This window comes from Bradyrhizobium sp. Leo170, assembly GCF_004296405.1.
GTDB lineage: Bacteria > Pseudomonadota > Alphaproteobacteria > Rhizobiales > Xanthobacteraceae > Bradyrhizobium.
The window spans coordinates 1-11,592 of the sequence record NZ_PSRR01000010.1; the positions used below are offsets into that span (position 1 = coordinate 1).

Here is an 11,592-nt window from a genome sequence, read left to right on the forward strand (position 1 = left end):
GCATTGGGACTCCCCGTGTGGAGAGAACTCACCCGGCGCTACGCGCCGACCTCTCCCGCAAGCGGGAGAGGTGAAGTCGGCGCTAGGGGCGCAGCACTTTGGCGGCGCGGCGGTAGTCGGTTGGGGCCATGCCGACATTGGCGGCGAAGAAGCGGGTGAAGCCGCTTTGCGAGGAGAAGCCGAGATCGTAGCCGATATCGGCGATCGGCGCCTCGGTGGCGACCAGCGCGTCCAGCGCCTGCTCCATCATCAGCGTGTTGCGATAGAGATGCGGCGTGACGCCGGTCTGGGTGCGGAACAAGCGGTAGAAGTGAGGCCGCGACAGGCCGGAGGCGCGGGCGATCGAATCCAGCTCGATCTCGGCGCCGGGGCTTTCGGACAACAGCTTGACCGATTTGCGGATGCGAAAATCAGTGATCGCGGCGGCGGTGCGAATTTCCTGCGGGACTTCGGATTGTCGCCAGCTTTCTTCGTAACTGAGATCGATCAGGCGCCGCAATTCGCCATCGAGGCTCTTGAGCGAGGGGGCGCCGCACACGAGCGCTGCGGTGTGGCGGATCAGCCTGTCGAGTATGTCGCTGCACTTGAAATGCGTGCGGCCGAAGCGGAGGCCTTGCGTGCAGGACGCGTCGGGCGCGAACCATTCGGCGTTGACATAAAGCACGAAGAAGATCGCGCCCCTTTCCATGTCCATCGGCAGGAAGTTGTGCGGCTCCCACGGGTTGACCGCAACGACGGAATCCTCGGTCAGGAGCCGGCGCTGATCGCAGACGTCGATCTGCGCCGGCGTGCCGCCGACATGGAAGATCAGATGTCCTTCGCGGTGCGCATGCACGTTGAAGGGACGGTTCAACTGATAGACCGTCGCGCGACCGAACCGGCCGTGGAAGACGGCAAGCGCTTTGCTCATGCCCTCCCGCGGGATGTTCTTGTCTTTTTTAACCAGCGTTCAACATCCAGGAAAAGAACGCAAGCGTGAGAACGCCGCGCCCGTCAACCAACGGTCGGTTCGCACCAGCAAAAATTAGGTCAGTACTTCTTGCATTCCGGGACGGTGCGGCTCGGCAGGCCGATCTTGGCGAACACCGCCGGATCGTAGCCGAGCGTCTGGTTCACGTTCGGGATCACCTTCACGACCTTGCTGAACAGGGCGCCCTTGCCGTCATCCACCACCTCGGTCACGAAATTGGTTCCGATCGCTTGGCGGTTGGAATCGAGCTTGATCTTGCCGTTGGGCGCGTCGAGCTCGATCTTGGCCAGCGCTTCCTTGAGCTTCGCCTGGTAGTTGCTGAGGTCGCCATTGACCTGACGCAGCGCCAGGATCAGGGCCATGGTCGAGCCGTAATAGTTGGTGGCGAGCAGCGAGGGGCTCGGGAAGCGCTTGTTCGGCGGGAAGGAGTCCTGATAGGCCTTCACGAATTTCTGCCAGCCGGGATCCTCCCAGGTGTCGGCCTGGCCGCTCGCGGCGATGGTGCCGATCAGCGCGTTCTTGGCGTTGCCCTTGGAAGACAGAATGGTCTGGTCGATCATGATCGAACCGCCCATCAGATGCGCCTTGCCGCCGGCCTGCTGATACTGGTTGAGGAAGTTGACGGCGTCGGCACCGCCGAGGCCGAGATAGATCGCGTCGACATCGTCGGGCAGGGCGGCGATCACGGAGGCGAAGTCCTTGGTGCCGAGCGGCACCCATTGCCGGTTCGTGACCTGTCCGCCGGCACCGCAGAATTCAAGCACCAGGCCGAACACCTGGGTGTAGATGAAGGAGTAATCCTCGCCGACGGTCGCGATCTTGCGATAGCCCTTGTTTTCATAGGCATATTTGCCGAGACCGACCTGCCACTGCGCGCCGTCCATGTTGTAGCGGAAGAAGTTCGGGGCAGGGTCGACATAGGTCGTCTCCTGCGCACCGGAGGCGGCGTTGACGAAGGTCAGCTCGGGACGTGACTTGGCAAAATTCTTCACCGCGATGCCTTCGTCGCCGGAGAGCGGCGAGAGCAGGATCTGCACCTTGTCCTGCTCGATCAGCTTGCGCACCGCGCGCACCGCGGAATCGGGCGTCGCATCCGTCGAGGCGATGACGAATTCCAGCTCCTTGTCGCCAACCTTCTTGCCGAGCGTGTTGAGCGCGGTCTGGAAACCGCGGATGCCGTCCTCGCCAAGCACGGTGTAGGTGCCTTCGAGGGTTGCGGTGACGCCGACCTTGATCTTCTCCTGCGCGACTGCGGCGCCTGAAAGCAACAGGCCGCCTAGCGCGATCAGTCCCACACTGCCTTTCAACATTGCTCTCCTCCTCCCATTTTGCAGCGTCTTGCATGCGGCCCGCGCGTTTGCGCTGGCTGCGACGTCTGGTTGTTGGGCGAAGGCTAACCGATGGCGGATGCAGCGCGGACGTCTCCGCGCCGCGCGGCTTGACGGGCAGTCTCATTTTGCATGCTGCGCCGCAGCGAGCCGCGCGATGACGGCGTGGCTCACGCTAGGCCGGCTCGGACACGTGAAATCGGCTATGCGCCTCCGCGAGATGCAGGAAGCGCGTCAGACTCTGCGCGATCGGGTCGCGCGTGAGTCCGCGGGTGATGAACACCAGGAACGACGGTTGCCCGGCGTCCTCGCCGGTGAGATGAACCGGCGGGTGCATGGAATGCTGCACGCCATGGATCACCACCGGATTGGCGCCGGCTGACGTTCGGACCAGGCCTTTGACGCGCAGGATGCGGTCGCCGTGCCGGTGCAGCAGTGCGGAAAGCCAGAGCGTGAAAGCAGGCCAGTCGATCCGCTCGGGCAGCGCCAGCGTGAACGAGCCGACGTCCTGATCGTGCTGCGGGACCTCGGTGGCGGTGAATGGCGTCCCACCGCGGGACGCACTCTCGCCCGCCGTCCGGTCGAACAGCCGTGCGAGGCTGAAGTCGGGATCCTGCGCATCGTGCGGGACAAGGTCGGGCGCGATCGTTGTCGCTGCCGCGGTGATGTCGCGGGTAGGATGTGCGGCGCGAAGATCGGTCTTGGTCACCACCAGCGCGTCGGCGATCGCGACCTGTCGCCGGGCTTCGTCAAAGTCCCGCAGATTGCGCAAGCCTGCGACGGCATCGATGACCGCGATCACGCTGACGAGTTCGACATGCTGACGCAGCCATGGGTCGCGCGCGATGGTGCCGACGATCGGGGAGGGGTCCGCAAGTCCGGAGGTCTCGATGATCGCGCGGGTGAAGCGGGACTGTCCGTCCTGCCGCGACATCCGCACCAGATCGTAGAGCGCTCGGCCGACATCGGCGCGCCGCGCGCAGCACATGCAGCCATTACCGATCAGTTCGACGTTCTCGGCGGCATGCACCATCAACCGATGGTCGAGACCGGCCTCGCCGAATTCGTTGACCACGACACCCGTGCCCTGGCCTTCCGGTTCCCGCAGAAAGCGCTGGACCAGCGTCGTCTTGCCGCTGCCGAGAAAACCCGTGACGATAAAGAGCGGCAGGCGATCAGGCATGTCGGCTACCGCCGGCGAACGATGGGTCAAGCGGGTCGATGCGCCGTCCGGACAGCGCCTCCGTCGCCGGCCAGACATCGTTGAGGGTCGGCGCGATCCTGGAGCGGCCGACCCGGTCGAATACCATCAGGGCCTCGCCGTCCCAGTCCTCGCAGCTCGCTTCAAGCGGCGCGAGGATGATGTTCAGGAGCTCGATGCGGCGCTTGCGCTCGTCCCGATAGTGCTGGATGTCATCGAACGGAAAGCGCTCGTCGCGCAGGCGGCCGAAGTCGCTCCAATGCTCGCCGGCGCCGAAGATGGCGCATACTTCACACATCGGCCACCTGTTCGCCAAGCCGGATCTCCATCGCCGGCGTCATCGTCTGCGTCAGGCTCTCCGACACCCGCTTGCGGGCGAGGTCGGCATGGGATCGCGCCAGCTCTTCGGCGCGATCGCCGTCGCGCTCGCGGATCGCTTCCACCAGTTCCCGATGCTCGCGGACGATCTGGCCCACATGGCTGCGATACGAGCGCTCGGTCGGAAAGCACTCGCTGGTCATGGCGAGCCGCGCAATGCGCAGGTCGGCCGTAAGCTGCTGGATATAGAAGCGTTGCAGCAGGGAATTGCGGCAGGCGGCTCCGATCACGGCGTGAAAGCGGAAGTTGGCGTCCAGCATCGCCACCGAGTCGTCCTGCCTGAACGCGGTCTCGAACGCCTTGCGCTCGATATCCATCTTCGCGACCTGCTCGTCGGTGCGGCGGATTGCCGCCCATCGCGTGACGAGGCGCTGTGACACGTCGAACGCTTCGAGATGTTCGCGGATGTCGTTCCAGCCCATCGGCGCGACGCGTGCACCGCGATTGGGGACGAGCTGCACCAGGCCTTCGGCGGCAAGCCGCACAAGGGCTTCGCGCACCGGCGTGCGCGAAACGCCGAAGCGGGCGACCAGCGTCGCTTCGTCCAGATCCTCGCCCGGCACCAAGGTGAAAGAGACGATCTCCTGCATCAGGGCGCGGTACGCATGCTCGCTGCTGGCACCCTTCAGTGCCTTAACATTAGAGCGCGATGCCTTGTTTTTGCTCATTGCGGCCTCCGTCGCTTTATGTATATTTTGTGTATGCACCGTTTGCAACTCATCGTCGACAAGGTTTTTTGATGCTCGCACAAGCCACCGTGAATGGCATCTTGCTGGGAGGCCTCTACGGCCTCGCGACGGTCGGCTTTTCCATGGTGTGGGGCGTGATGGGGGTGATCAATCTCGCCCACACCGCCTTCATCACGCTCGGCGCCTACGTCACTTACGTGCTGTTCGAGCGCTACGGCCTCGATCCCTTGCTCTCGATGCCGCTCGCCATGGCGTCGATGTTCGTGCTCGGCTACGGCATCCAGAGATTGATCCTCAATCACGTCATCCGCACCAGCCTCTTGCTTTCGCTGGTCGTGACGTTCGGCATCGAGCTCGTCCTGACCGATGCCACCGTGCTGATCTTCACTTCCGATGTGCGCTCGGTGAACGCCTCCTACGCCAGCACCTCGGTCGCGGTGTTCGGCACGCTGGTGCCGGTGGTGCGGTTGCTTGCCGCCGGGCTCTCACTTGCGCTGGGCGTCGGGTTCTTCGTGTTCCTGCGCCGCGCCAGCCTCGGGCAGGCGATCCTCGCGACTGCGCTGGACCGCGAGATGTCGAACCTGATGGGCATCAATCCGCAGCAGGTGTTTGCGCTCACCGCAGGCGCCGGCGCGGCGCTGGCGGGGGCCGCGGGCTCGCTGTCGAGCATGCTGTTTCCGGTATCGCCGACCATGGGCGTCAGCTTCCTCGGCGCTGTGTTCGTGATCACTGTGCTCGGCGGCATCGGCAGCGTCGAAGGCTGCATCGTGGCAGGCTTCCTCTATGGCCTCGTGCAGGCCTGGGCTGCCTATTGGCTCGGGACCAGTTTCCAGGAAATCGTCGCGTTCGCGATGTTCCTCGGTGTGCTCGTGGTGCGGCCGCAGGGCCTGTTCGGTCGCGCCTTCTTCGGAGAACACGCATGAGCGAGGCCGCAGTCCTGGAGCAGGGCGCCAAGGCGTCCACCATGCGCCCCCTGGTGTGGGCTGCGGTCGCGATCGGTCTTCTCGTGCTGTGCGCGGCGCCGCTCGGCATCAGCTCCTACTGGCTGCGGGTGCTGACCACGGTGCTGATGTATGTGATCGTCACGCAGGGGCTCAACGTGATCGTCGGCATCACCGGCTATCATGCCTTCGGCAACGGCGTGTTCTTCGGGATCGGCGCCTATGCGTGCGGCACCGCGATGGTGGCGGGGCTGCCGTTCGTGGCCGGCATCGCGCTCGCCATCGTGATGTCGGCGGTTTGCGCGTTCATCCTTGGCTGGCCGATCCTGCGGCTGAAGGGCCATTACTTCGCGATCGCGACGGTGGCGCTGAACCTTGCGGCGGTGCAGATCATCATCCAGATCGGCGGCATCACCGGCGGCGCGCAGGGCCTTGCGCTGCCGCTCAGCGACTGGGACCCGAAGCCGCTCTACATCGCGCTCTATTATCTGATGCTCGGCGGCGCAGTGGCGTCGACCGCCATCGTCGCCATCCTGTTGAAGCGTCCGCTCGGCTTCGCGCTGCGCGCGATCCGCGACAGCGAGCGTGCCGCCGCGGTGATGGGCATTAACACCACGAAGGCGAAGGTCTATGCCTGGGCGATCAGCGCGGGCCTGACCGGTTTCGCCGGTGGCGTCTGGGCCTACTGGATCACTTTCATCGAGCCGTCCAGCGCCTTCGATCCGGCCGTCGGCGTGAAGGCCTACATCATGCTGATCATCGGCGGCATGGGCAGCATCCTGGGGCCGGTGATCGGCGCTTTCGTGCTGGAGATCGTCTCCACTCTGGTCTGGAGCGGATTCCTGAAGGCGCATCAGTTGATCCTGGGGCTCCTGATCGTCGTCGTCTGCATCGTCGCCCCCAACGGCATCATCAACGCCTTTGCACGGCTCGTTCGATCGGTGAGGAGGAACGATGGCGCTGCTTGAAGGCCGCAACCTCACTATCAAGTTCGGCGGCGTGCTCGCGCTCGATGGCGTCAGCTTCGGCGTGGAAGCCGGACAGATCTTCGGCGTCATCGGCCCCAATGGCGCCGGCAAGACCACGCTGCTGAACGCCATCTCCTCGGTCTACAAGCTCGATGGCGGCTCAATTTCGTTCGCCGGGGAGGACGTCACCAACGTTCCCTCGTACCAGCTATCGCAGCTCGGCGTGGCGCGCACGTTCCAGATCGTGCAGCCGTTCAACCACATGACCGTGCGCGAGAACGTGACCGTCGGCGCCATGTATGGCCACGCCCGATTGCGCCAGCGCAACGAATATCTCGATGCCGCCGACGAGGCGCTGGAGCGCGTCGGCCTGATCGCCAAGGCGCATTTCATGCCGCCGCATCTGACGCTGTCGGACCGCAAGCGGCTCGAAGTCGCCCGCGCGCTCGCCATGCAGCCGCGGCTCCTGCTGCTCGACGAGGTCATGGCGGGGCTCAACCTCACCGAGATCGAGCGCATGATCGACCTCGTTCGCGAGATCAATGCCGCAGGCATGACGGTGATCGTGATCGAGCACGTCATGAAGGCGGTGCTGGCGCTGTGCCACCGCGCCATGGTGCTCAATTTCGGCCGCAAGCTGACCGAAGGCCTGCCGCATGACGTGGTCAACGAGCCTGCCGTGATCGAGGCCTATCTCGGCACCCGCTTCGCAAAGACCCGCACAGGGAGTGCCGCATGAGCCTGCTGTCGGTCGAACAGCTCGCGGTCAGCTATGGCGACAGCCGGGTCCTGGTCGATGTCGGCTTTACGCTGCAGCAGGGAGAGATCGTCGCGCTGGTCGGCGCCAACGGCGCCGGAAAGACGACGCTGCTGCGAACCTTGACCGGGCTGGTGTCGCCGCGATCGGGCTCGATCACGTTCGACGGCCAGCCGATCCTCACTGTCCCGCCCTATGAGCGCGCGCGGCTCGGGCTTGCGATGGTGCCGGAGGGACGCCGCCTATTCCAGGGGCTGACGGTGCGACAGAACCTGGAGCTGGGTTCGCGCGCCGCGCCTGATACCTCGCACAAGACAGAAGATATCGACTTCGTCTTCGAGCTATTCCCGGAGCTGGTGCGGCTGCAGAACCGGCTGTCGGGCCTTCTTTCCGGCGGCGAGCAGCAGATGTGCGCGATCGGCCGCGCGCTGACGGCGCGGCCAAGGATGCTGCTGATCGACGAGATGTCACTCGGGCTCGCGCCTGTTGTCGTCGAGCGCATCGCCGGCGTGATCCGCACCATCAACCGCGACCGCGGCATCAGCATCCTGCTGGTCGAGCAAGACGTCGGCCTCGCGCTGGAGATCGCAGCGCGCGGCTACGTGCTCGACACCGGCCGCATCATCATCGACGGCCCGTCGTCGGAGCTGCTGCTTCGCGACGACATCCGAGCGGCCTATCTCGGGCTGCAATAGATCAAGCTGGAGGAGTTAGTGAGCGTAGCCTACGATCTCGTTATCGAAAACGGCACCATCTGGTCGCCGACGTCGTCCTACCGCGCCGACGTCGCGGTGAAGGACGGCAAGATCGCCGCGATTGGCGGCCCGTTCCCCGATGCCGCCAAGCGCATCGACGCGCGCGGGCAGGAGGTGCTGCCCGGCATCTGGCACGTGCACTGCCATTTCCGCGAGCCGGGGCACACCTACAAGGAAGACTTCCAGACCGGATCGGCGGCCGCGGCGGCCGGTGGCGTGACGTTCTGCATCGACATGACCAACAACACGCCGCATCCGACCAGCCTCGAGCATTTCGAGGAGAAGAAGGCAATGGTCGCGCCGAAGGCGCATGTCGACTATGCGCTCTATGGCGGTGGGCTCTATCCGCGCACGGTCGAGGCCCTGGCGAAGGCCGGCGCGATCGGCATCAAGATCTTCAACACCCGTCACATCAAGGAAGTCTATCCCTATATCTCCGAGCTCGGCGTGCTCGACCACGGCATCCTCTACGAGCTCTACGAGGCGACCCGCGATGTCGGCCTGGTCGCCTCCGTGCATCACGACGATCCGGAGTGGTGCAAGCGGCTGACCTTCCGCGACTACATCGACAAGGGCCGCACCGACGCGATGGCCTATCAGGAAAGCTTCGCCAAGGGCTACATGTACGGCCATGGCATGGTCGCCGGTCTCGCCGCATCGCTCTATTACGCGCGGATCGCCGGCGTGAGGCTCCATGTTCTGCATCTCGGCGTGATGCCGCCCGGCGCCAACGAGATGATTCGCCATGCCAAGTTCGAGCTAGGCCAGGACGTTACCGCGGAACTCGAACTCGGCACGCTGTTCATGACCCGCGAGCAGATGGAGAAGGTCGGGCCCTATACCTACAACTGGGGCTACGCGCCAGAGCACGGTTGGAAAGCGATCGAAAACGGCGTTGCCGATTTCATCGTGCTGGAACACGCGCCGCATACCCGCGACGACGTCGAGCCGGGCTGGAAGGACATGTTCTCGGTTCCGCTCGGCATGACCGGGGCGCAGGAATTCGTGCCGCTGATGATCAACGCGGTCAACGAGGGAAGGCTGACGCTCAACCAGGTGGCCCGCATGGCGGCCGAAAAGCCGGCGCGCACCTTCGGAATCTATCCGAAGAAAGGCGTGATCCAGGTCGGCTCGGACGCCGACTTCAGCATTATCGACATGAACCGCGAAGGCGAATTCCGGCATGAGGACATGCTGTCGAAGTCGGCGCATACGAGCTGGGTCGGCATGCGCACCAAGGGCGCGGCGACCTACGGCATCGTTCGCGGCACCGTGGTGATGCGCGACGGCAAGGTCGTCGGCTCGCCCGGCTATGGCCAGTTCACGCCCGGCACCGCCGGCCGTTCGACCTAACTGCGAACTGAAGGGGGAAGGCGATGAGGATGAGTAGATCTGCGTTTCTGGCTGGCGCGCTTGCCAGCGGTTTGTTGCTGATCGGCGGCGCGCAGGCGCAGGAGGTCGTCAAGATCGGCGCGGCCGTGAGCCTGACCGGCAACTTCTCGCGCGAAGGCAATCTTCTCAAGAACGGCTATGCCTATTGGGAAAAGCTCGTCAACGAGGCGGGCGGCATCAATGTCGCCGGCAAGAAGGTCAAGGTCCAGGTCATCTATTACGACGACGAAAGCAAGCCGCAGAGTTCGGCGCGCCTGACCGAGAAGTTGATCACGGAAGACAATGTCAACTTCATCCTCGGGCCGTATTCGTCCGGCATCGCCACCGCCACGGCGGCGATCAGCGAGAAATACAAGGTCATCACCATGACGCCGATGGCCACCGCCGACAGTCTCTATCAGCGCGGCTACAAGTTCATCTTCTGCCCCGCGCCGCTCGCCTCGACCACGCTCGATCCGATGCTGGACATGATCAAGAAGCTGCCGACGCCGCCGGCGACGGTCGCGATCGCCGGCCCCGACGATCTATTCCCCAACGTCTTCGCGGGCGCCGCGCAGAAGAAGGCCGAGGCGCTTGGCTTCAAGATCGCCTACAACAGCAAGTATCCGAAGGGCGCCGTGGATCTGTCGTCCGTCGCCACCGCGCTGAAGGACGCCAATCCCGAGGTGCTGATCCTGACCGGCTATGTGCAGGATTCGATCCAGCTCGTGAAGGCGCTGCAGTCCTTGAAGGTGAACCCGAAGATCATCGGCTTTGCTTTCGCCGTCGGCATTCCCGACGTCCTGAGCGCGCTTGGACCGGCTTCGGAAGACCTCATCGGCGTGCAGATCTGGGATCCCGCGGTCAAGTACAAGGGGCCGCTGGTGGCCGACGCTGCCGCCTATGTCAGCGGATATGAGAAGGAGTTCGGCGGCTCCAAGCCGAACTACATCACGGCATCGGGCACGGCGGGAGCGCTCGCGCTGCAGCTCGCGATCGAAAAGGCCGGTTCGCTCGATCCGGTGAAGGTGCGCGACGCCATGCTGCAGCTCGATGTGGAGACCTTCTTCGGCCACGTCCAGTTCGATCAGACCGGGGTCGACAAGAAGGCATCGGCGGTGATCTCGCAGGTTCAGGGCGGCACTGCCGTTCCGGTTTATCCGGCGGAGATCGCGGCCAAGCCGGTGCGCTATCCGCGCAAGCCGTTCGAATGATCATCGACGTACACGCCCATGCGCTCACGCGCGCGTTCCTGTCGGAGCTCGCGCGCGAGAAGGCATTCGGGATCGAGGCGAGGGAAGAGGGCTTCGGGTTCGGCGGCTATGGGCCGCTCGATCCGCTCCTGTTCGATATCGAAAGCGCCGCACAGAGTGTTGCCGCGCGCGGCATCGCATTGCAACTTGTGTCACCACCGCCGCGCATCGTCAGTCATGCGAGCTGGGGAGCCGATCGCGCATTCGCGCGCAGGCTGAACCGGCAGACCGCGGATTTCGTAAAGGAGGCTGGTCGGCGCCATGGCGGTCTCGCGGTGCCGGCATTGACCGAGCCGGAGCATGCCGTCGCCGAGATCAGCCGCGCGCTCGACGAGGATGGACTGACCGGCGTAGCGCTGCCGACCTCGGCGGCAGGCCGGCCGCTCGACGATCCGGCCTTCGAGCCATTGTTTGCGGAATGCGCCCGGCGCGGCGTGATCGTGTTCATGCATCCGACCACCGGCATCGAACGCCCGGCGTTCGGCCAGTACACGATGCTGCAACTGGTCGGCTGGCCGTCGGAGACGGCGTTGTGCGTAGCGCGTCTCATCTTCGCCGGTGTGTTCGAGCGCCATGCGGGATTGAAGCTTGTGTTGGCGCATGGCGGCGGAACGCTGCCGATGCTCGCCGGACGGCTCGATCTCGCCTATGAGGCGCCGCGCTACGAGGCCAATCCCGATTGCCGCAAGAACATCTCGCGGCCGCCGAGTTCATATCTGAAGCAGATTTTCTACGACACTGTGGTCGCCCATGCCGCGCCGTTGCGCTACCTGATCGACCTCGTCGGTCCCGGGCAGATCGTGTTCGGCTCTGACTTCCCGTTCGAGATCGGTGATCCCGTCGGCGCCAAGGCGCTGCCGGCGATCGCGCAGCTTCCCGAGGCTACCGCGGCCGCAATCCTACACGGCAATGCGTCGCAGATTCTCGGCGGGAGCAGACCGAACGCGGTGTGACGGAAGCGGGTATCGTGTGGGAGGCTTG

At 64.6% G+C, this 11,592-nt stretch carries 12 protein-coding genes; 7 read left to right on the forward strand and 5 right to left on the reverse strand.

Translation table 11 applies throughout. From position 1 onward, the window contains the following. Positions 1-82: 82 nt before the first annotated feature. From CWO89_RS03515 to CWO89_RS03535, 5 genes are all read right to left on the reverse strand, one after another. Positions 83-910 carry a helix-turn-helix transcriptional regulator gene (locus CWO89_RS03515; RefSeq protein ID WP_130577279.1) on the reverse strand — a complete coding sequence of 276 codons (828 nt, stop codon included), beginning with the start codon at positions 908-910 and terminating at the stop codon, positions 83-85. A 119-nt stretch (positions 911-1,029) separates the two neighbouring features. Beyond that, positions 1,030-2,280, reverse strand: a complete 1,251-nt coding sequence (locus CWO89_RS03520; protein WP_130577280.1) for an ABC transporter substrate-binding protein — start codon at positions 2,278-2,280, stop codon at positions 1,030-1,032. A 193-nt stretch (positions 2,281-2,473) separates the two neighbouring features. Then, positions 2,474-3,481 (reverse strand): CobW family GTP-binding protein, encoded by a 1,008-nt coding sequence (locus CWO89_RS03525; RefSeq protein ID WP_165420976.1) that lies wholly within the window; start codon positions 3,479-3,481, stop codon positions 2,474-2,476. Then, positions 3,474-3,815: a hypothetical protein gene (locus CWO89_RS03530; protein ID WP_245475688.1), complete on the reverse strand. Its 342-nt coding sequence runs from the start codon at positions 3,813-3,815 to the stop codon at positions 3,474-3,476. The genes CWO89_RS03525 and CWO89_RS03530 overlap by 8 nt, the downstream gene beginning before the upstream one ends. Then, a complete protein-coding gene (locus tag CWO89_RS03535; RefSeq protein ID WP_130577282.1) occupies positions 3,790-4,545 on the reverse strand; it encodes a GntR family transcriptional regulator in 756 nt (251 codons plus the stop codon). Before CWO89_RS03535 ends, CWO89_RS03530 begins: the two co-directional genes overlap by 26 nt. 71 nt (positions 4,546-4,616) lie before the next feature. Here CWO89_RS03535 and CWO89_RS03540 point away from each other — a divergent pair, with 71 nt between their 5' ends. The 7 genes from CWO89_RS03540 to CWO89_RS03570 are packed head-to-tail and all read left to right on the forward strand — an operon-like array spanning position 4,617 to position 11,564. Beyond that, positions 4,617-5,489 (forward strand): branched-chain amino acid ABC transporter permease, encoded by an 873-nt coding sequence (locus CWO89_RS03540; protein WP_130577283.1) that lies wholly within the window; start codon positions 4,617-4,619, stop codon positions 5,487-5,489. Next, entirely contained in the window at positions 5,486-6,475 is a 990-nt protein-coding gene (locus CWO89_RS03545) for a branched-chain amino acid ABC transporter permease (RefSeq protein WP_245475689.1), read from the forward strand. Before CWO89_RS03540 ends, CWO89_RS03545 begins: the two co-directional genes overlap by 4 nt. After that, a complete protein-coding gene (locus CWO89_RS03550) occupies positions 6,462-7,214 on the forward strand; it encodes an ABC transporter ATP-binding protein (RefSeq protein ID WP_130577284.1) in 753 nt (250 codons plus the stop codon). Before CWO89_RS03545 ends, CWO89_RS03550 begins: the two co-directional genes overlap by 14 nt. Further along, a complete protein-coding gene (locus CWO89_RS03555; protein WP_130577285.1) occupies positions 7,211-7,927 on the forward strand; it encodes an ABC transporter ATP-binding protein in 717 nt (238 codons plus the stop codon). Before CWO89_RS03550 ends, CWO89_RS03555 begins: the two co-directional genes overlap by 4 nt. Positions 7,928-7,945: 18 nt before the next feature. Further along, positions 7,946-9,340, forward strand: a complete 1,395-nt coding sequence (locus tag CWO89_RS03560; protein WP_130577286.1) for a dihydroorotase — start codon at positions 7,946-7,948, stop codon at positions 9,338-9,340. A 29-nt stretch (positions 9,341-9,369) separates the two neighbouring features. After that, positions 9,370-10,572, forward strand: coding sequence for an amino acid ABC transporter substrate-binding protein (locus CWO89_RS03565; RefSeq protein WP_165420977.1), 1,203 nt, complete (start codon positions 9,370-9,372; stop codon positions 10,570-10,572). Then, entirely contained in the window at positions 10,569-11,564 is a 996-nt protein-coding gene (locus tag CWO89_RS03570) for an amidohydrolase family protein (RefSeq protein ID WP_130577288.1), read from the forward strand. The genes CWO89_RS03565 and CWO89_RS03570 overlap by 4 nt, the downstream gene beginning before the upstream one ends. The last annotated feature ends 28 nt before the right edge of the window (positions 11,565-11,592 follow it).